At 61.5% G+C, this 19,288-nt stretch carries 17 protein-coding genes; 11 read left to right on the plus strand and 6 right to left on the minus strand.

Going from position 1 to position 19,288, the window contains the following annotated elements; translation table 11 throughout:
* Position 1: 1 nt before the first annotated feature.
* Entirely contained in the window at positions 2–187 is a 186-nt protein-coding gene (locus tag KJB29_RS05850) for a hypothetical protein (RefSeq protein ID WP_138983419.1), read from the minus strand.
* 300 nt (positions 188–487) lie between these two features.
* Between KJB29_RS05850 and KJB29_RS05855 the strand changes: the two genes are divergently transcribed.
* The 7 genes from KJB29_RS05855 to KJB29_RS05885 all read left to right on the plus strand — a co-directional run bounded on the left by KJB29_RS05855 (position 488) and on the right by KJB29_RS05885 (position 10,145).
* Entirely contained in the window at positions 488–2,110 is a 1,623-nt protein-coding gene (locus KJB29_RS05855; protein ID WP_215733790.1) for a sensor histidine kinase, read from the plus strand.
* Between the two features lies 1 nt (position 2,111).
* Positions 2,112–2,474 carry a response regulator gene (locus tag KJB29_RS05860; RefSeq protein WP_004513896.1) on the plus strand — a complete coding sequence of 121 codons (363 nt, stop codon included), beginning with the start codon at positions 2,112–2,114 and terminating at the stop codon, positions 2,472–2,474.
* Positions 2,475–2,583: 109 nt separating this feature from the next.
* The gene (locus KJB29_RS05865) at positions 2,584–5,094 is read left to right on the plus strand and encodes a mannose-1-phosphate guanyltransferase (protein WP_215733791.1); all 2,511 of its coding nucleotides are present in this window, start codon (positions 2,584–2,586) and stop codon (positions 5,092–5,094) included.
* A complete protein-coding gene (locus KJB29_RS05870) occupies positions 5,091–7,295 on the plus strand; it encodes a glycoside hydrolase family 57 protein (RefSeq protein WP_215734023.1) in 2,205 nt (734 codons plus the stop codon). The genes KJB29_RS05865 and KJB29_RS05870 overlap by 4 nt, the downstream gene beginning before the upstream one ends.
* A gap of 156 nt (positions 7,296–7,451) precedes the next feature.
* A complete protein-coding gene (gene galT / locus KJB29_RS05875; protein WP_215733792.1) occupies positions 7,452–8,477 on the plus strand; it encodes a galactose-1-phosphate uridylyltransferase in 1,026 nt (341 codons plus the stop codon).
* Positions 8,478–8,530: 53 nt separating this feature from the next.
* Positions 8,531–9,985, plus strand: a complete 1,455-nt coding sequence (gene glgA / locus KJB29_RS05880) for a glycogen synthase GlgA (protein ID WP_215733793.1) — start codon at positions 8,531–8,533, stop codon at positions 9,983–9,985.
* Between the two features lie 4 nt (positions 9,986–9,989).
* The gene (locus tag KJB29_RS05885) at positions 9,990–10,145 is read left to right on the plus strand and encodes a hypothetical protein (protein WP_004513891.1); all 156 of its coding nucleotides are present in this window, start codon (positions 9,990–9,992) and stop codon (positions 10,143–10,145) included.
* A 92-nt stretch (positions 10,146–10,237) separates the two neighbouring features.
* Here KJB29_RS05885 and KJB29_RS05890 read toward each other — a convergent pair whose 3' ends face one another.
* The gene (locus tag KJB29_RS05890; protein ID WP_215733794.1) at positions 10,238–11,752 is read right to left on the minus strand and encodes a NapC/NirT family cytochrome c; all 1,515 of its coding nucleotides are present in this window, start codon (positions 11,750–11,752) and stop codon (positions 10,238–10,240) included.
* A gap of 342 nt (positions 11,753–12,094) precedes the next feature.
* Here KJB29_RS05890 and KJB29_RS05895 point away from each other — a divergent pair, with 342 nt between their 5' ends.
* Together KJB29_RS05895 and KJB29_RS05900 are read left to right on the plus strand one after the other, a co-directional pair.
* Complete coding sequence (locus KJB29_RS05895; RefSeq protein ID WP_215733795.1) at positions 12,095–13,168, plus strand: pyridoxal-phosphate-dependent aminotransferase family protein; 1,074 nt, start codon at positions 12,095–12,097, stop codon at positions 13,166–13,168.
* Between the two features lie 110 nt (positions 13,169–13,278).
* Positions 13,279–13,458, plus strand: a complete 180-nt coding sequence (locus tag KJB29_RS05900; RefSeq protein ID WP_004513888.1) for a hypothetical protein — start codon at positions 13,279–13,281, stop codon at positions 13,456–13,458.
* A gap of 60 nt (positions 13,459–13,518) precedes the next feature.
* Here the strand turns inward: KJB29_RS05900 and rd are convergent, their stop codons facing one another.
* Both rd and KJB29_RS05910 read right to left on the minus strand, forming a co-directional pair.
* Complete coding sequence (rd, locus tag KJB29_RS05905) at positions 13,519–13,677, minus strand: rubredoxin (RefSeq protein WP_004513887.1); 159 nt, start codon at positions 13,675–13,677, stop codon at positions 13,519–13,521.
* Between the two features lie 36 nt (positions 13,678–13,713).
* Positions 13,714–13,905: a ferredoxin gene (locus KJB29_RS05910; RefSeq protein ID WP_004513886.1), complete on the minus strand. Its 192-nt coding sequence runs from the start codon at positions 13,903–13,905 to the stop codon at positions 13,714–13,716.
* 212 nt (positions 13,906–14,117) lie between these two features.
* Here KJB29_RS05910 and pckA point away from each other — a divergent pair, with 212 nt between their 5' ends.
* Together pckA and KJB29_RS05920 are read left to right on the plus strand one after the other, a co-directional pair.
* Positions 14,118–15,710, plus strand: coding sequence for a phosphoenolpyruvate carboxykinase (ATP) (pckA, locus tag KJB29_RS05915; RefSeq protein WP_215733796.1), 1,593 nt, complete (start codon positions 14,118–14,120; stop codon positions 15,708–15,710).
* 169 nt (positions 15,711–15,879) lie between these two features.
* Entirely contained in the window at positions 15,880–16,335 is a 456-nt protein-coding gene (locus KJB29_RS05920; protein ID WP_004513884.1) for a hypothetical protein, read from the plus strand.
* Here KJB29_RS05920 and KJB29_RS05925 read toward each other — a convergent pair.
* On the minus strand, positions 16,316–18,835 hold the full coding sequence (locus KJB29_RS05925) for a helicase C-terminal domain-containing protein (RefSeq protein WP_215733797.1): 2,520 nt from the start codon (positions 18,833–18,835) through the stop codon (positions 16,316–16,318). The two genes, KJB29_RS05920 and KJB29_RS05925, sit on opposite strands and share 20 nt — an antisense overlap.
* Positions 18,836–18,926: 91 nt before the next feature.
* The gene (locus KJB29_RS05930) at positions 18,927–19,199 is read right to left on the minus strand and encodes a cytochrome c7 (protein ID WP_004513882.1); all 273 of its coding nucleotides are present in this window, start codon (positions 19,197–19,199) and stop codon (positions 18,927–18,929) included.
* Positions 19,200–19,288 lie beyond the last annotated feature (89 nt).

A 19,288-nucleotide genomic window follows, 5' to 3' on the forward strand; every position in this document is an offset into this window, starting at 1 on the left:
GCTACCTGTCCGCGGAGAGCCTCTCCTTCCATCGCCGATAGGCGAAGATCCGTTCGATGAAGCTTTTCATAAGCTCCCGGTCGCGGAGCCGTTCCTCCTCCGGCAGGTGGGGGAATGCTCCGTCACCGCGTTGGCGAAGAGCCCCCGCCCCCTTACCGCCGCATCCCCTTGCGATACACCGTGACATCGTAGAGTCCCGAGCTTCCCCGTTCACCCAGGAGGCAGGCGCTGGCGCCTATTCTCATCAGTAACTGCTTTGACATGATCATGGTTGTAAGTGCCTCCTCTCGAAAAAATATTCATGAATTTTTGTGGAGTGCCGATGAGTATCCAATGAAGAAGCACGCGTTCAAGCTCTCCTTGGTGGAGCGGATACTTGGTGAACTGATTAATTAATAAAACCTTTACCGTCTTGAAAAGGTGCTGTCTGCTGGTATAATTGTGCTGTTGTGTCGCGCATAAAATCAACCCTCTCGGGAGATGGTCAGTGGATTGGGTCTGTTGTTGGCACAGAAAAGTGGTTGAACCGGGAGGATGTCCGAATATCGGCGAGGGGGAGGAGGTTCTCTACACCTCCTACCAGCGGCGGATCCTTGAAAAGTGCATCGACTGTCCCAATTTCCGTAATGACCTGCAGAAGATGCAGGAGTCGGGAAATCCCCTGGGAGAAGTGGTTTCGTTCCTGCTCGGCGAAGTCAGGGAACAGCGGGGAAAGCTCCAGTCCATGGTCAGTTTTCTCGACAGCCGGGAACGGGAGATCAAGTTCCTCCACGAGATCAGCCTCGTTCTCCAGACCTCCGTCGACCTGGACGAAGTCCTTTCGGTGGTGATGACCGCCATCACCGCCGGCAAGGGGTTCGGCATGAACCGGGCTTTCCTCCTGCTGGCCGACAAGGAGCGAAAGTTCCTCCGGGGGTACCTGGGTGTGGGGCCCCGGAATGACGGCGAGGCATGGGAAATCTGGGAAGAGATCCAGCGGGATGACTTCACCCTCAAGGAGATGGCCCGGGACTTCTACCAGACCAAGCTCACCTCCGAGAAGCAGAAGTTCCACGACGTCCTCAAGCGGATGGCCATCCCCCTGTCGGACCCGAACCATGTCCTCGTCCGGGCGCTGCGGGAAAAAAGGCCGATCCTGGTGGAGAACGCCTTCCAGAACCCCGAATGTGATCACTCCCTGGTTCAGGCCCTGGGGGTGGATACCTTCCTCATCACGCCGCTCATCTCCCGCAACCGCCGGATCGGGGTGATCATCTCCGACAACTGCATCACCCGCAAGCAGATCACCCCCCAGGACGTGCAGTCCCTGGAGACCTTCGCCTTCTCCGTGGCCTTCGCCATTGAACGCGCCTCGCTCTACGAACGGCTCCAGGAAGAACTCCTCAAGGTGACGGCTGTCAACGTGAAGCTCAAGGAGCAGCAGGAGCTGATCGTCAGGATGGAGCGGATGGCCCTGGTGGGGAAGATCACCTCCAGCATCGCCCACTCCATCCGCAATCCCCTCATGATCATCGGCGGGTTTGCCCGCACGCTCCTGCGGGGGGCTGCCGATGACGACCCCAAGCGGGAGTACCTGGAGTCCATTGGCCAGCAGGTGCGCCAGTTGGAGGAGGTTCTGGAGGATATTCTCAACTACTCCGATTCCCTCTACCCGACCTTGGATATCTGGGACGTGAACCAACTGGTGAGTGCTGTCTGCCGCGAGTTGAACGGCCGGCTCCACGAGCGGCGGGTGGCTTGCCGCCTCCGGCTCGACACAGGCCTGCCGCCGGCCCGCATTGATTACAAGCAGGTGGCTTACTGTGTCAGAACCATCGTCAATACGGCCATGGAAGGTATGCCGGAGGGGGGGGAGATCAGGGCCGAAACCCGTCGGGAAAACGGCTGGATCCTTGTGGAAATATCGGACAACGGCGTCGCCTTGAGCCGGGAAAGCATCGATGCCATGACAACCCCCTTCGGCTCCACCGAGGAACTCGGTTCCGGCCTCGGCGTGGCCATCTGCAAGACGATTATGGAGAAGCACGGCAACCTCTTCGAGGTTGACACCCCGCCTGGCGGGGGAACCCGGTATATCATCAAACTACCCGTGAACAGGGAGGAGACGTAACATGGCACGACTGCTGGTGGTGGACGATGAAAGCAGCATCAGGCTGCTCTATTCCCAGGAACTGGCTGACGATGGGCACGAAGTGGCCACCGCCGCCACTGCCGCCGAGGCGGTGGAGAAGATCAAGGAGAGCGAGTTCGACCTGATCGTCCTCGATATCAAGCTCAAGAACGAGAGCGGCCTCGACCTCCTCCAGAAGGTTGTCAAGGAACGCCACAACCTGCCGGTGATCCTCTGCACCGCCTTCTCCTGCTTCAAGGATGATTTTTCCGCCTGGCTCGCCGACGGCTACGTGGTGAAGTCCAGCGACCTCACGGAGCTCAAGGAGGAGGTCAAGCGGGTTCTGGTGAAGAAAGGGAAGTAAAGGCAATAATCATAGAATTCAGGAGTCAGAAGTCAGAATCCAGAAGGTTTTATTCTGACTCCTGACTCCTTTTTGACTACTCTATTCCACTGCGAAGGAGCATCCGACTATGAAAGCAGTCATTATGGCAGGCGGGTTCGGGACCCGCATCCAACCCCTCACGAGCAGCATCCCGAAGCCGATGATTCCGCTGCTGAACCGCCCCATCATGCTCCACATAGTGGAACTGCTGAAAAAGTACGAGATCACCGACCTGGTGATGCTCCTCTACCACCAGCCGGCTATCATCAAAAACTTCTTCCGGGACGGCACCGACTTCGGGGTGAAGATCACCTACGTCACCCCGCTCCAGGACATGGGGACCGCCGGCGCGGTCAAGTGCGCCGAGAAGTTCCTGGACGAGCGGTTCCTTGTCATCAGCGGCGATCTCCTCACGGATTTCAACCTCCAGAAGATTATCGACTCCCACGAGGACAACAAGGCCCTGGCCACCATCACCCTCACGTCGGTGAAGGACCCGCTTCAGTTCGGGGTCGTCATCACCGACAAGGAGAAGCGGATCACCCAGTTCCTGGAGAAGCCGGGGTGGGGGGAGGTGATCTCCGACACCATCAATACCGGCATCTACGTCTTCGAGCCGGAGATTTTCGCCTATATCCCCGCCGAGGAGAACTACGACTTCTCCCAGGATCTCTTCCCGAAGCTTCTGGAGCAGCATAAGCCCCTCTACGGCTACACCGCCAAGGGGTACTGGAGAGACATCGGCAATACCGACTCCTACCGGGAGGCCCACCACGACATCTTCAAGGGTAAGGTGAACGTGAAGATAGACGAGGCGAAGCAGGATCTGGTGGGGAAGGACTTGCGGCTCGGCTCCGACGTGAACCTGAACGACCATATCACCCTGGAGGGGACGGTGATCGTGGGGGACAACTCCCAGGTCTTCGAGAGCGCCCACATCAAGGATTCGGTCATCGGCCGCAACTGCACAATCGAGCCGGGGGTGCGCCTCAACCGCTGCGTCATCTGGGACAACGTCTATGTGAAGAAGGGGGCCAAGCTCCATGACAGCGTCCTCTGCAGCAACGTACGGGTGGGGCATGGGGTCGTCATGGAGGAGGGGGTTATCGTGGCCGATGACACCTCCATCGGCGAAGAGGCCTATATCAAGAGGGACGTGAAGATCTGGCCCCGGAAGGTGATCGAGGCCGGGGCCACCGTAACCGGCAACCTCATCTGGGGAGAGAAGTGGAAAAAGGCCCTTTTCGAGGGGGCCATGGTCAAGGGGCTCACCAACATGGAGCTCACCCCCGAGTTTGTTGCCAAGCTGGGGTGCGCCTACGGCACCATGCTTCCCAAGGGGAGCCATATCATATCGGCCCGCGATGCCTATCGCTCCTGTCGGATGCTCAAGCGAAGCTTCATCGGCGGGCTCCTTTCCGCCGGGGTCAACGTGCGGGATCTGACCATGGTGCCGATGCCGGTCCTGCGCTACAAGCTCCGCACCTTCGGCGAGGTGGGTGGAATCTACTTCCGCCAGGCCATTGACGACCCCGCTTCCACCGAGATTGTCTTCCTGGATGGTGATGGTCTCGACTTCTCCAGTTCCATGGGGAAGAACGTGGAGAGAATCTTTTTCAAGGAGAACTTCCGCCGGGCCCACCACACGGAGCCGGGGGCGTTGTCCGAGATTCCACAACAGGTGACGGATTTTTATCGTGAGGGGTTCCTCCACACCATCGGCAAGTCGCCGCTGCAGAAGAAACAGTTCAAGGTGGTGATCGACTTCAACCACTCATCGGCCAGCCAGCTCCTTCCCGGCATCCTGACCCAGATGGGGTGCGAGGTCATCAGCCTCAACGCCTACGTGGACGAGGAGCGGGGGATCCAGGCAGTGGCTGAACGGCAGCAGAGCCTCGCCCAGCTTTCCAAGATCGTTGCCACCCTGGAGGCAAGCGCCGGGTTCTGGCTCGACCCCGGCACCGAAGGGGTCATCGTGGTGGACGAGACCGGCAAGGTCTACGAGGGGGCCGAACTCCTGCCGCTCATGGTGGGGCTTGCGCTCCGCTCGGGCGAGAAGGGGCTCTTCGCGGTGCCGGTGTCGGCCCCCTCGGCCATCGAGCGGATGGTCCAGGAGCGCGGCAGTGCCGTGACCCGCACCAAGAGCGCCGACCGGGCCATGATCGAGGCCACCCTCTCCTCCGAGGTGGTCCTTGCGGGGACCATGGACGGCCGTTTTGCCTTCCCGAAGTTCCAGTCCGCCTTCGACGGCATGTTCGCCATCGCCAAGACCATCGAGCTGGTGGCCAAGGGGGGGCTCTCCATCTCCAGGGTGGCGGCGGAGATTCCGCAGCGTGTCTTCCTCCAGACCCGGGTCCCCTGCGTCTGGGACATGAAGGGGGGGATCATGCGGAAGATGAGCGAGGACAGCCTCGACAAGGAGGCGAGCTTCATCGACGGGATCAAGGTCCATTTCGGCGAGGACTGGGCACTGGTGCTCCCGGACCAGTACCTCCCCTACGTTCACATCGTGGCCGAGGCCCGGGATGCCAAGACGGCCCAGAAGCTCCTCGATGAGTACAAGAAAAAGGTCGAGGGGTGGAAACGGGAACTGCAGTGAGCGCCCCCCTTTCGGTCATCTTCGTATGGCACATGCACCAGCCCTACTACAAGGATCCGGTGAAGGGGGAGTACGCCCTTCCCTGGACCTACCTCCATGCCGTCAAGGACTACTTCGACATGGCGGCCATCGTGGACGACACCCCCAATGCCCGGGCGGTCTTCAACCTGGTGCCGTCGCTCCTGGACCAGATCATCGACTACGCCAGCGGCACGGCCGTGGACCCCTGGCTTGTCCGGGGGCGGATGGCCCCGGCCGACATGGCCGAGGAGGACCGGCTTTTCGTCCTGGAGAACTACTTCTCCGCCAACCGCCAGCGGCTCATCGAGCCGAACCGCCGCTACCTGGAGCTTCTCCATCTTGCAGGCGACGGGACCCGGGTGAAGAGCCGGGAACGGCACCGCCACTTCAGCCACCAGGACCTCCTGGACCTCCAGGTCTGGTTCTTCCTGGCCTGGACCGGCGAGGCGGCCCGCCGCCGCTACCCCGAGCTCAAGGAGCTGGCGCGGAAGGGGCGCAACTTCACCGAGGATGACAAGGCGCTCCTCTTCGCCCGCCACGCCGACATCCTCAACGGGATCATCCCCCTCTACAAAAAGCTCCACGATGAGGGGAAGGTGGAACTGGCCGTCTCCCCTTACTACCACCCGATTCTCCCCCTTCTCTGCGACATGAAGGCGGCAAGCACCGCCATGCCCCGGGCGAACCTTCCGGCAACCCGCTTTCGCCATCCGGAGGACGCCCGGAGCCAGGTGAGTCGCGGCATCGCCCGGTTCCGGGAGGTGTTCGGCTTCACCCCGGTCGGCATGTGGCCGTCGGAGGGGTCGGTGAGCGACGAAGCCCTCGCCATCATTGCCGGCTGCGGCATCAAGTGGATCGCCACCGACGAGGAGATCCTCGCCCGGACCCTTTCCGGGGGACTCGGTCCCGACCGGGAGGCCCTCTACCATCCCTACACCTTCCGCCACCGCACCCGGGAGCTGAAGGCTTTCTTCCGGGACCACCTCCTGTCGGACCTGATCGGCTTCACCTACTCATCCTGGGAGCCCCACCGGGCGGTGGAGGATTTCGTGGGGCGGCTCCGGGGGATCCGGGAGCGCATCCCCGGCGCCCGGGTGGTGCCGGTGATCCTGGACGGCGAGAATGCCTGGGAGTACTACCCCGACAACGCTTACGACTTCCTTCGGGGGCTCTACAGCGCCACCGCCTCCGCTCCGGGGATCGAATGCGTCACCTGCTCCGAACTCCTTGCCCGGGAGCCGGAGCGGCGGGTCATCGAGCACATCCATCCCGGTTCCTGGATCAACGCCGACTACGGCATCTGGGTCGGACACCCGGAGGAAAATCAGGGGTGGGACTATCTGGAGCGGGCCCGGGAGGCTGCGGTCACCGCCAGCCCACTGGTGGCCGACCTCATGGCCGTGGGAACCGGCTGGGAGGGGGAGGGGAGCGCCGAGGAGCAGATAGCCCGGCTCGTTTGCACCTCCCTCTACGCCGCCGAGGGGAGCGACTGGTTCTGGTGGTACGGGGACGACCACTTCTCCACCCACAGCGACCGCTTCGACCGTCTCTTCCGCAAGCACCTCATGAACGTCTACCGCCTCCTCGGCCTTGACGTCCCGCGGGAGCTCTATGAACCCATCAAGAAGCTCACTCCGGCGGGGCTCGTGCGGGAACCGGCGGCCCTCATTACACCCATCGTCAACGGCCAGGTGGACGACTTTTTCGAGTGGCTGGCGGCGGGGCTCGTGGATCTCACCAAACAGGCATCGGCCATGCACGCCGCCGAGAGCCTCCTTCAGTCCCTTTTTTACGGCTATGACCGGGAAAACCTCTATATCCGCCTCGACGGTCCGGCACCTCTGGCTCTCTCCCTTCAGGAGGGTGACACCCTTCACCTCCACTTGGTCACCGGGAACGAGTACTGCCTCGAAATGACACCGTCCGGAGGGAGCGGTGAGCTCATGGTGAAGGGGGGCAAGGGGTGGAAAAAGGCCAAGGGGCGCTGCCGTTGGGAGATCGGGCGGATCTGCGAGGTGGCGGTTCCCCTTAGGCCCCTGGGGCTTGAGCCGAAGGGGAAGCTCTTTGCCTCGGTGACCCTCACCCGTGGCGACGAAGAGTTTGGCCGCTGGCCCGCCGATGCGCCCCTCGTCCTGGCCTATGCGGGGCCGGAGCTGGATGCGGAGAACTGGCTCATATGAGACTCCTGAAAACTACTGCGGGGCCGATCTGCGTTGTTGCCGCTCGCTTGAAAGCTCAACGTACCGACAGGTACGCCTCGCTTCCTCGCTCGCTTGCGCCTAGCTTCCCGGCCTCCTCATGACGTTTTGCAGGAGCCTCATGATACTGGAGGAACAATGTCCGAACTGAGATGGGACCCCCTCAAGCAGCACTGGGTGATTATCGCCACCGACCGGGGACGCCGGCCCCGGGATTTCCTCGTGGACCCCGAGCCCGCCGAGATGACCAGCTGTCCCTTCTGTTACGGCAACGAGGACAAGACCCCCGGCGAGGTGTATGCGGTTCGCCATTCCGGTGGAGCGAACTCCAGCGGCTGGAAGGTGAGGGTGATCCCGAACCGCTTCCCGGTGCTCAGGATCGAAGGGGAGCTCAACAGCCGCGCCTACGGCATCTATGATGTCATGAACGGCATTGGCGCCCACGAGATCATCATCGAGACCCCGGACCACAACCGGGGGCTTGCCGAGCTCTCCCCCGCCGAGATCACCGACGTCCTCAAGGCGTACCGGTCCCGCTTCCTGGACCTGCGCCGGGACATGCGGTTCCGCTACATGGTCCTTTTCAAAAACCACGGTCAGCGGGCCGGCGCCACCCTTTCCCATTCCCACAGCCAGCTCATCGCCGTGCCTCTCATCCCGCCTGCGGCGGCCACCGAGCTGCGCGTCTGCCGGGAGCACTATGCCAACAAGGAGCGCTGCCTCTTCTGCGACCTGCTCGACTTTGAGCTCCAGAGCGGCGACCGGATTGTGAGGGAGTTCGGCAACTACGTGGTCATGACTCCCTACGCCTCCTGTTTTCCCTTCGAGCTGAGGCTCTATCCCAAGCGCCACTCCCACGACTTTGCGCTCTCCACCGACGGCGAACTGGCTGAACTGGCCGTGGCCCTCAAGGATATGCTCGTCCGGCTCAAGAGCGTCCTCAAGGATCCCCCCTACAACTTCATCCTCCATACCGCGCCCCCACCGCAGCCGCGGCTCGGCAAGCCGGAATTCTGGAGTTCCATCGAATATGACTACCACTGGCACATCGAGCTGGTGCCACGGCTTACCCCCATCGCCGGCTTCGAGTGGGGGACCGGCTTCTACATCAATCCAACCTCGCCGGAAGACGCAGCCACATTCCTTCGGGGGGCTGAACTGTAGATGCCCGAAGCCTGACGTCACCTATCGACTCTGAGCCGCTGCGAGGCCCGATAATGAAAATCCTGCAGGTAGCATCCGAGGTTGCCCCCCTTGCCAAGACCGGCGGTCTGGCGGACGTGGTCGCTGCTCTCCCCAAGGAACTCCGGCGGATGGGGCACGATGTCCGCGTTGCCATCCCCTTCTACAAGGAGGTGTCGTCGGGGAATCTGCCGGTGCGCAAGGCCCGCAAGAGTGCGGAGGTGGCGTTGGGGGGGGAGCTCCACAAGGGGTACCTGCGCCAGACTGCCTTGGGGGAGGTGCCGGTCTATCTGGTTGAAAACCGCGATCTCTTCGGGCGGGACCACCTCTATGGCCCCCCCGAGGGGGACTATCCCGACAATCCCCTGCGCTTCGCCTTCTTCTGCCGCAGTGTGCTCCAGTTCCTGAAGCGGATGGACTTCCGCCCCGACGTGATCCATTGCCACGACTGGCAGTCGGCCCTCATTCCCATCATCCTGAAATACGAACTGGGCCACGACCCGTTCTTCAATCGCACGGCAGTCATCTTTACCATCCACAACCTGGCCTACCAAGGGGTGTTCCCCGCCGACGCCCTCCCGCAGACGGGGCTCGACCCGTCCCTTTTCACCATGGACCGCCTCGAGTTCTACGGCCGCATCAACCTCCTGAAAGGGGCGATCCTTGCCGCCGACGCCATCACGACCGTATCGGAAACCTACTGCCACGAGATACTGAGCCCCGGCCAGGGATGCGGGCTTGAAGGGGTGCTCGATCGCCGTCAGGCCGACCTTGCCGGCATCCTCAACGGTCTCGATACGGAAGAGTGGAACCCATCCCTGGATCGGCGCATTTTCCGGAACTACTCGTCCAAGTCCCTGGCGGGAAAGGGGGCTGACAAGCGGGAGCTCCAGCGGGAACTTGGGCTCAAGGCGGGAGCGTCGATCCCCATCATCGGCATGGTGGGACGGATCGTGGAGCAGAAGGGGATCGACCTGGTCATCGACCTCCTCCCCCGGTTTGCCGCCGAAGAGCTGCAGCTGGTGATTCTTGGCACCGGCGACCTCCGCCTCATGCATCAGCTCCACGAATTCAGGAACAAGGGGGTGAAGAACGTCTCCATCAACCTCGGCTTCAAGGAGCCCCTGGCACCAAAGATCTATGCCGGTTGCGACATGTTCCTCATGCCCTCGCGATTCGAGCCCTGCGGCCTGAGCCAGCTCATTGCCCTCAGCTACGGCACGGTGCCGATCGTGCGAAGGACCGGCGGCCTTGCCGACACGGTCATCGATGTCACCGCCAATCCCCGGGAAGGGAACGGTTTCTCCTTCACAGAGTTCAGTGCCGACGCATGCTGGGACGCTGTCCAGCGGGCACTGGCCGCCTACCGGGACCGGGAGGGGTGGCGCAAGATCATGCGGCGTGGTATGCTCCGTGACGTTTCCTGGCGCAGTGCCGCCGGCAAGTACGAGGAACTCTATCGCACATGTGCGGACAATAGGCGGGGGTAGGGAGATGGGTGACGAGCGCAACGAGTTGGACGAATTGAGCAGGGAGATCCGGAAGGTCATCGAGAACAACCGGAAATTTCTCGACCATGTCATGGATGAGGATTTTGAGCCGGAGGAGACAGAAGAAACAAAGGACGAGGACGTTTTCGAGGAATTGTAGCTCCCGGCCGCTCAACAGGATACTGAACAAAAAAATCCCCCCGGCGGCTGACCTCCGGGGGGATTTTTTTGTTCAGCTAAATCAGTGAGTGCCTAGTGCTTTCCGCCACCCGGCACGTCTTCGCCGCCTGACATGTGGCAGTCGCTGCAGTTGGTCTTGTGGATTTCGTCCCCGATATCAACCGGGTGAACGAACTCCTTCACCTGCTTGCCGGCCGGAATGTTCTCCTGGGTCTGGCTGATCATGGTGTGGCACATGTTGCAGTCCTTGGAGATGGTCTTCTTCCCGTCGGTGGACTTGTGCTTGCCATCGTGGCAGCGGAAGCAGCCGGGGGTGTAGAAGTGGCCGATGTGGTTCGGGTAGGTGTTCCAGGAGACCTTCATCTCGGGGAAGAAGTTCCGTGAGTAGATATCCTTCACCTGGGTCACCGCCTGGTTGATGGCCGCGGCCTTGGTCTTGCTGACCTCCGGGTAATTGGTGGCGTAGTACTCGGGGAGCTTCGCCGCGATGGCGGTAAAGGCCTCTTGCTGGGTCTTATAGGGTTTCTCCAGAAGTTCAACGCCAATTTTCTTGATGTACGGGAGCGCCGGGTCGATGAGCCCGGAGACGATGTGCTCGTCCATCTCTTGCCCCGGCGACTTGTAGATGTGGGTCGGCCGGTTGTGGCAGTCGGTGCAGTCCATGAGCCGCTTCTTGGCCTTGGCGATCTCGTCCCTGGTCAAGGGGGTCTCGGTGCTCATGTACTCCACGAAGGAGCCGTCCTTTTGCTTGACCGCGATGTAGGGGATGTCGAGGCGCTTCTTGTCCCGGGAGATGTAGTAGACCTCGGTGCCGATGTGCCAGTGGATACCCTTGGCATGGGGCGATTTGGGAGCGCCACCGATGTTGATCAGCATGTTGATCTCGCGGGGGGTGTTCTCCTTGTTGGGTGCATAGTGATAGAAGATCTTCTGGCGACCGGAATAGAACTTCTCGGGCCAGTGGCAGTGTTCACAGGTGTCCCGCGCCGGGCGGAGGTTCTCGATGGGGGTCTCGATGGGAGTCGGATAGCTGTGGGTCGCAACGGCCCATACTTGGCGCAGGCCGGAGATCTTCGCTTTGACGTACCATTCGGCGCCGGGGCCCACGTGGCACTCGACGCATTTCACCCGTGCATGGGGAGAGTTCTTCCAGGCCGTGTGCTCGGGAGTCATGACCGTGTGACAGAGTTCGCCGCAGAAGGTGGTCGACTCGGTGAACTCGAAGCCGAGGATCGACGCCACCGAAACGATCAGGACGAAGATGACGCTTGCCAGGACGAAGAAGATGAAGAGGCGGCGCTTGTGGGGATCGTTGAAATCCATCCGGGGGTAGGGGGGGATATCTTCATCCTCCTTGCGCCGACGGTTCCGGACCATCCAGGCGCCGACCGGAACCAGGATGAGCCCGAAGATGAGCATCCCCGGGAAGGCAAAGTAGGTCAGAAGTCCGATGTAGGGGTGTTCGACCCCGGTGATCATCTCCATCGCGAGGAACGCGATGATGAGACCGGTTCCCACGAACGCCAGGAGCAGACCGATGAGGCTGATCGGGTTCCAGAGATAACCTGCCGTCTTGCGCAAAGCCATACCTTTTCCTCCAAATAAAACACTTTTTTGTTGTGGAATGGTTTGTTGTATTGACACAACCGAATCCAAAGCTCTTAAACTTACCGTCAGACTTGGCAGTTTGTCAAATCTAAAAAAATTGTTTTGAATAAAAGCCTTGCCGGACCGGGGGAGCATGGAATCGAATGAAAGGTCGGGCTTATGAGTGAATTCTTAAAATGGTGGTTTGCTGTGTGGTGCCTCCCTTGACAGATTGGGCGGATTTTGCTAATTTATTAAGCTCTTGATGCCACCGTGAATGGGCGCTTCGCAAGGCCCGTATCCCCCGTATCAGTTTCGATTCCTTCTTCCCGAGGAGACTTTATGGCAAAGAAGCTTTTTATCCCCGGACCGGTTGAGGTCCATCCCGATATCCTTCAGGCAATGGCGACCCCCATGGTCGGCCACCGGATGGCGGAGTACGCGACTCTCCACGGCAGGGTGACGACGGGGCTCAAAAAGCTCCTCGCAACCGAGGCGAAGGTTTTTCTCTCGACTTCCAGCGCCTTCGGCGCCATGGAAGGGGCGGTGCGCAACCTGGTGGCAGGGCGCTGCGTCAATTTCTGCAACGGCGCTTTTTCCGACAAGTGGCACGATGTGACGCGTCGTTGCGGCAAAGAGGCCGATGCGGTCAAGGTGGAATGGGGAAAGCCGATTACCGCGGAACTGGTTGACGAGGCACTGGCCACGGGAAAATACGACAGCCTCACCCTTATCCACAACGAAACATCAACCGGCGTCATGTCCCCCCTGCCGGAGATCGCCGCGGTGCTTCGAAAGTACCCTGATGTGGTCTCCATCATCGACACCGTCTCTTCCATGAGCGCCCTCCCGATTCCGGTGGACGAACTCGGCATCGACTGCTGCATTTTCGGCGTCCAGAAGGCCTTCGCGCTTCCTCCCGGCCTTGCCGTTTTCACGGCGAGTGAAAAGGCTCTGGCCAGGGCCCGCACCGTCGAAGGCCGTGGATACTACTTCGATTTCCTCGAATTCGAGGCAAGCGACGCCAAGAACAATACTCCCTCCACCCCGTGCATCTCGCTGATCTATGCCATGGACAAGCAGCTGGAGCGGATGTTCGCCGAGGGGCTCGATCAGCGCTGGGCACGGCATCGGGCACTGGCCGACTTCGTGCGGGGCTGGGTGTCGGACCGCGGTTACGGTTTCTTCGCCGAGGAGGCCTACCGTTCCATGACCCTTACCTGTGCCGTAAACTCCCGTGGCACCGATCTTGCTGGCCTCAAAAAGATGCTTGGCGAGCGGGGCTTCGCCTTTGACGACGGCTACGGCAAGATCAAGGGGAAGACCTTCCGGATTCCCCATATGGGGGATATGCAGCGTTCCGACCTGGAGGAGTTCCTTGCTGTGATTGATGAATGCCTCGCCGTACTCGGTTAATGAATTTTGTGTGACGCCCTGACTTTTTCTCACCTCCTGCTATACTGTGCTGTGGTGAACGAGCCACGCTCTCTGCCTGCGGGGAGATCCGGCAAAAAGGAGAAAGAACGATGAAATGCCCCAATTGCGGCAATAGAACTTCGGTGGAGATCGATATTCATTCCGAGGGGTTCTCTGCAGAGGAGTCTCCCGTCAAGGAGTGCGGTGAGTGCGGTCTCGTCTGGCGTGTTCGGATCGTGAAGGGAGAACCCGAGATCGATATCATCAAGGCCGGGAAAAAGGGGAAATAGAAGAAGCCTCCCCGTGAGGAGAGGCTTCTTCCCGAGCGGACCGGCATTGCCGGTACGTCGTCAAACTTCCTCGAACATCTCCTTGCCCGCTCCGCAGAGGGGGCAGACCCAGCTGTCGGGCAGGTCTTCAAAGGGAGTTCCCGGGGCGATGCCGTTTTCCGGGTCCCCTGCTGCCGGGTCGTAAATGTACTGGCAGATCGTGCATCTCCATGATTGCATGGTGTTCAGTCTCCTCTCTTTTTTGTTTTGCTGCGGCTACTCCTTCCAACTGATTGCCTGGACCGGACAGCCATCGATGGCCTGCTGGATTTCCTGCTCCGAGGCCCCTGCCGGATCGTAGGCCTCCGATTTGCCGTTCTCGGCGAACCGGAACACGCCGGGGCAGACCGACACGCAGAGCCCGCAGCTTATGCACGCTTCCTGATCCACCCATGGTCTTCGAGCCATTGACATTTCCCTCCTTTGAATTTCCCGATGCCCCCAATTGTAGCAACGCCGATACTGCTGTCAATGCGCGGCGCACGTTCACCAGGAAGAGTTTTTTCCTTCTAACATGCCGGATTTTCTGGTTTTTACTGGTGCTTGATATATTCTTGTGCTAGTAAAGGTGTCAGCTTCTCTATCTGGGCAAAACCTAATCCACCATGGAGGTGACGACCGTGAGACTGAACGACATAACCAGAGGCACCGGGCTCGAGGAGCATGGGATTACCAACGCGAACCTCATCTACTGGACCCCCCCGACCGCCGTGCTCTACGAGCAGATCGTGAAGCAGGGGGAGGGGCTCGTGACCCATCTGGGCGCCGTTGCGGTGAAGACCGGCCATTACACCGGCCGGGCAGCCAACGAGAAGTTCATTGTCGATGAGCCCTCCAGCAACGACCACATCGCCTGGGGCAAAGTGAACCAGCCCTTCGACTCCGCCAAATTCGACGCCCTCTTCGGCCGGATGCTGGCCTATCTCCATGGCAAGGACATTTTCGTTCAGGAGTGCTTTGCGGGGTGCAGCCCCGACCACCGGCTTCCGGTCAGGGTCATCACCGAGCGTGCCTGGCACTCCCTCTTCGCCCGCAACATGTTCGTGCGGGCAACCCCTGAGGAGCTGGTCGGCTTCAAGCCGGGTTTCACGGTCATCGACCTCCCCGCTTTCCACGCAATCCCCTCCGTGGACGGCACCAACACCGAGACCTTCATCATCGTCAACTTCGAGAAGAAGCTCATCATCATCGGCGGCACCAGCTATGCCGGCGAGATCAAGAAATCCATCTTCACCATCCTCAACTACCTCCTTCCCCAGCACAAGAATGTCCTCTCCATGCACTGCTCCGCCAACGTGGGAGAGAAGGACGACGTGGCGGTCTTCTTCGGCCTTTCCGGCACCGGCAAGACCACCCTCTCCGCCGACCCCCGGCGTCGGCTCATCGGCGACGACGAGCACGGCTGGGACAACAGCGGTGTCTTCAATTTCGAGGGGGGGTGCTATGCGAAGATCATCAACCTCTCTCCCGAGGCCGAGCCAGAGATCTACCAGACCACGCGGCGCTTCGGAACGATACTGGAAAACGTGGCCATCGACACCGTGAGCCGGCGCATCGACCTGAACGACGACTCCTTCACCGAGAATACCCGGGCCTCCTACCCCATCACCCACATCCCGAACATCGTGAAATCGGGGATGGGGGGACATCCGACCAATATCATCATGCTCACCTGCGACGCCTTCGGGGTCCTTCCCCCCATTGCCCGGCTCACCCCTGACCAGGCCATGTACCACTTCCTCTCCGGCTACACCGCCAAGGTGGCCGGTACCGAGGCCGGGATCACCGAGCCCCAGGCGGCCTTTTCCGCCTGCTTCGGCGCTCCCTTTATGGCGCTCCACCCGTCGGTCTACGCCAAGCTTCTCGGTGAGAAAATAGCCCGGCATGGGGTCAGCTGCTGGCTCGTGAACACCGGCTGGAGCGGCGGCCCCTACGGCGTCGGCTCCCGCATGAAGATCGCCTACTCACGCGCCCTGGTCAACGCCGCCATCGACGGGACCCTCAATGCCGGTTCCTTCGTGAAGGACCAGTTCTTCGGCCTTGACATCCCCACCGGCTGCTCCGGTGTCCCCGCCGAGGTTCTCAATCCGAAGAACACCTGGGTCGACAAAACGAAGTACGACGAAACCGCAACTATGCTCGTGGAGCGTTTCCGCAAGAACTTCGAGCAGTATCGCTCCTATGTTTCAGCCGGAGTGGCAGAGGTCATGTAGGTTTTTTAGCGCGCGAGGTAACGGTGAACGAAAAAAGGCTCCCGGTGAGGGGGCCTTTTTTCTTGAGTACAAAAGCAAAACGCACTGCACTATTGTAAAACGATATTTTATTTGCTACAGTACTCGGCAACAGTTTGACGCGTTATCCATCTTACGGCGGGGAGTTCCCATGGCACAAACGTTTGATTTTACCCGGTTGCGCAAGCTCACGGTTATCCACGGATTCGTGCAGGTTTTTCTCCTGATCCTCCTTGCCGGCATGTCCTTCGTGCTCCTGGGGAAGGTTCCTTCCCAGGTCTTCATGAACAGCATCATCCGGGTGGTGGTGATCCAGCTGATTCTCTTCTACCCCGTTTACAAGTTCGCCCTCGGCGATGCCCGGCGGGAGGTATCATCGGCAGCCGCGGGGCTCACCGCCGACGAGCAGCAGGCGTTGCGGCGCAAGCGGGTCTTCAGCGACATCCTGAAGGGCGCCCTGATCATCTTCTTCTTCACCTTTACCCTCAGGGCCCCCAGTGCGCCCCAGATCCAGTTCATGATCCTGGCCGTGTTCCTCCTCTCCTACCTCACCTACTTCCAGTGCTTCAACTACGCCGCGAAGAAGCTCATGAAGGCGAAGAGCTGAAAAACCGCTCCATCTCCCCGAAGACCTCCCCGCTGCCGCCGTCCGCAAGTCGCACCGGCGGGAGCGACTGGAGGAAAAACCGCCCGTAGTTTTTCGACAGGACCCGGCTGTCGAGGATCAGGACCGCTCCCCGGTCCTCCCTGCTCCGGATCAGCCTCCCGAATCCCTGCTTGAACTTGATGACCGCCTGGGGGACCGTGTACTCCATGAAGGGGTCCCCTCCCCGGAGGGCGATGTGGTCGGCCCGTGCCTCCAGGATCGGCTCCGTCGGCACCCGGAAGGGGAGCCGCGTGATGACCACCAGCTCCAGGGCCTTCCCCTGCACGTCGACCCCCTCCCAGAAGGAGTCGGTGCCGAAGAGAACCGCGTTGGGCTCCTTCCGGAACCGGGCCAGGAGGTGGTGCCGGTTGATCTCCCCCTGGCGCATGGGAGTGAGCCCCCGGCGCCGCAGTGCCTCTGCCATCCTGCCGTGGATGCGGGAGAGGAGGTCGTAGGAGGTGAAAAGGACGAAGGCGTGGCCGTTGGAGATGGCGAGCCCCCGGTGGAGGGCCACCTCCAGGGCCTCCTGGAACCCCCTTGACGTGGGCTCGGGAAGGTCGGCGGGGATACCGACGAAGGCCTGGCGCTCGTAGTCGAAGGGGGAGGCCAGGAGGAGCTCCGTCACCCGTCCCCGGTCCAGAAGGGCGATTCCGGTCCGCCCTTCCAGGTAGTCGAAGGTTTCCCCCACCGCCAGGGTGGCCGAGGTGACCACCACGGTTCGGAAGGCGTCGAAGACGGTTCGCTTGAGGGAGGCGGCCACCTCCAGGGGGGAGGCGCAGAGCCTCACCGTTATCCCCTTGGTCCCTTTTTTCACCTCGAACCAGCGGCAGACTTCGTCGTCCCGGCCGATGAAGAAGAGGAGGTCCGCGGCCAGGGCCTCCAGCCGCCCCGTAACTCCCCGGAGATCCACGAGGGGGCCGGAGAGCTTCTCCTGGACCCGTTCGGGGAGCCGCCCGCACCCGGTGAGGAATTCCTTTAGCTCCCGCACGAACGCGTTCAGGTCCGCGGCCAGCTCCCGGGCCTCGTCGTCGGTCTCCTGCCAGAGCTTCGAGCCGAAGAGGGACGGGGTGACCCGGAGCTTCCGCTCGCCGTTTTCCGGTCCTTTCCCCTTCAGGTGGGCCAGGAGGGCGAGGCCGATGGCGTCCATGGCCCGCACCGCCCCGGCGGCCAGCTCCTGGGTGCGAGAGATGAGCTTTTCCTCCAGCCGCCCGGCCAGGTCCCGGTAGAGGTCGTCCAGCTCCACTGGCACCTCCCGGGAGAGCTGGGCCGAGAGCTGGGGCAGGAGCCCCCGCTGGGCCTTGCGGGGATTCTGGAGGCGCCCCAGGAGCTTCAGGACCCCTTGGCGGGAGACCTGAGAGGAGAGGTGCCCGGTGGCCACGTCCTCCAGGTGGTGCCCTTCGTCCACCATGAGCCGTTCGAAGGGGGGGAGGATGGCGGTGGAGCGGTAGCCGGTCTCCTGGCGCAGGGCCACGTCGGCCATGAGGAGCGCGTGGTTCACCACGAGGACATCGGCGCTGGCCGCCTGGCGCCGAGCGCCGTAGAAGAAGCAGCGGGCGTAAAGGGGGCACTTGATCCGGCCGCACTGGTCCGCCTCGCAGGCTACCTCCTCCCAGGTCTCCGGCTTGGGGATGAAGGAGAGATCGCTGCGGCATCCCTCGGCCGTCTTTTCGCTCCAAGCGATGATCGCCTCCAGTTCCCCGGCCGCCGGGTCATCGGCGAAGAGGGAGGGTTCGCTTTTGACTCCGGCCAGTTTCCGGAGGCAGAGGTAGTTGGAGCGACCCTTCACAAGGACCGCCCGGAACTGGACCCCGGCGTGGCGCTGGAGAAAGGGGATGTCTTTCTTGATGAGCTGTTCCTGGAGGTTGATGGTGTTGGTGGAGACGACGATCCGCTCCTTGTTGCGGATGGCCCAGAGGACCGCCGGGACGAGATAGGCGAGGGATTTGCCGGTGCCGGTGCCGGCCTCGATGACCGCCACCCGGTCGTCATTGAACGCCTCGGTGACGGCAAAGGCCATCCGGAGCTGCTCTTCCCGGTGCTCGTAACCGGGGAGGTTCGCGGCCAGGACCCCGGCCGGCGCGAAAATCCGTTCGATCTCGGGGAAAGAGAGCCGCTCCGTCTCCCGCCGGGCAAAGGGGGCCACCGCCTGGTAGCACCGCTCCACGTCGTTGTCCACGATGGAAAAGCCGACTCCCTGGTTCCCCAGGAGGGACGCGATCTCGATGTCGGCCTGGGAGGGGTCAAGGTTCCCTGAGGGGTGGTTGTGGATCACCACGTCGCCGAAGCTGGTGGCGATCATGATGGCGGCCACCGCGTCCCGGTTCCCCCGGGCCAGGGGCTCCGCCTCGGTCACGATCCGGTTTTCGTCGGTGCGCCCCAGGAAGAAGACTTCGTTGCCCCCCGCCGCCGCGATGGCGGCCCGCATGTCGAGGATGGCCTGCTCTGAAAAGTACCGCTTCATCCGGTCGAGAATATCGGGTTTGGGGGGAGGGGGCAATGAAAAAAGGGGCGGATCGCTCCGCCCCCCGTTTCGGCTGATTCGGCCGAAGAGATTACTTCTTGTGGCACTCACCGCACTTGGTGGGGCCGGCCTTCTTCTGCTCGTGGCACCCTTTGCAGGTCTTGTGGGCCCAGTCCTTGCCGAACCCTTCGATCTTGCCGGGGGCCTTTTCGTGGCATGCCTTACAGCTTCCCGCTACTTGCTGGTGCTTCTTGTGGCCGAAGCTCACGTTGCCGTTCTTGGCGGGGAAAGTGAGGGTGTCGGCCGCCATGGCCGCCCCGGCGGCAAAGATGGTGAGGGCTACTGCTGCAATCAGTTGCTTCATGGTACATCTCCTTTCGGTGTGTGGTGGTGTAACCGCATGGGGTCATTGTATGGGATATCCCATGCCTCTGGTATCGATATCGACCGGAA

Origin of the sequence: Geobacter grbiciae (assembly GCF_018531165.1) — a bacterium.
Lineage (GTDB): Bacteria > Desulfobacterota > Desulfuromonadia > Geobacterales > Geobacteraceae > Geobacter > Geobacter metallireducens.

Coding starts and splice junctions, on each gene's coding strand:
- KJB29_RS05860 (WP_004513896.1), top strand. CDS start 2,112: ATGGCACGACTGCTGGTGGTGGACGATGAAAGCAGCATCAGGCTGCTC.
- KJB29_RS05890 (WP_215733794.1), bottom strand. CDS start 11,752: ATGGCTTTGCGCAAGACGGCAGGTTATCTCTGGAACCCGATCAGCCTC.
- galT (WP_215733792.1), top strand. CDS start 7,452: ATGTCCGAACTGAGATGGGACCCCCTCAAGCAGCACTGGGTGATTATC.
- glgA (WP_215733793.1), top strand. CDS start 8,531: ATGAAAATCCTGCAGGTAGCATCCGAGGTTGCCCCCCTTGCCAAGACC.
- KJB29_RS05930 (WP_004513882.1), bottom strand. CDS start 19,199: ATGAAGCAACTGATTGCAGCAGTAGCCCTCACCATCTTTGCCGCCGGG.
- KJB29_RS05910 (WP_004513886.1), bottom strand. CDS start 13,905: ATGGCTCGAAGACCATGGGTGGATCAGGAAGCGTGCATAAGCTGCGGG.
- rd (WP_004513887.1), bottom strand. CDS start 13,677: ATGCAATCATGGAGATGCACGATCTGCCAGTACATTTACGACCCGGCA.
- KJB29_RS05895 (WP_215733795.1), top strand. CDS start 12,095: ATGGCAAAGAAGCTTTTTATCCCCGGACCGGTTGAGGTCCATCCCGAT.
- KJB29_RS05865 (WP_215733791.1), top strand. CDS start 2,584: ATGAAAGCAGTCATTATGGCAGGCGGGTTCGGGACCCGCATCCAACCC.
- KJB29_RS05900 (WP_004513888.1), top strand. CDS start 13,279: ATGAAATGCCCCAATTGCGGCAATAGAACTTCGGTGGAGATCGATATT.
- KJB29_RS05850 (WP_138983419.1), bottom strand. CDS start 187: ATGTCACGGTGTATCGCAAGGGGATGCGGCGGTAAGGGGGCGGGGGCT.
- KJB29_RS05925 (WP_215733797.1), bottom strand. CDS start 18,835: ATGAAGCGGTACTTTTCAGAGCAGGCCATCCTCGACATGCGGGCCGCC.
- KJB29_RS05885 (WP_004513891.1), top strand. CDS start 9,990: ATGGGTGACGAGCGCAACGAGTTGGACGAATTGAGCAGGGAGATCCGG.
- KJB29_RS05920 (WP_004513884.1), top strand. CDS start 15,880: ATGGCACAAACGTTTGATTTTACCCGGTTGCGCAAGCTCACGGTTATC.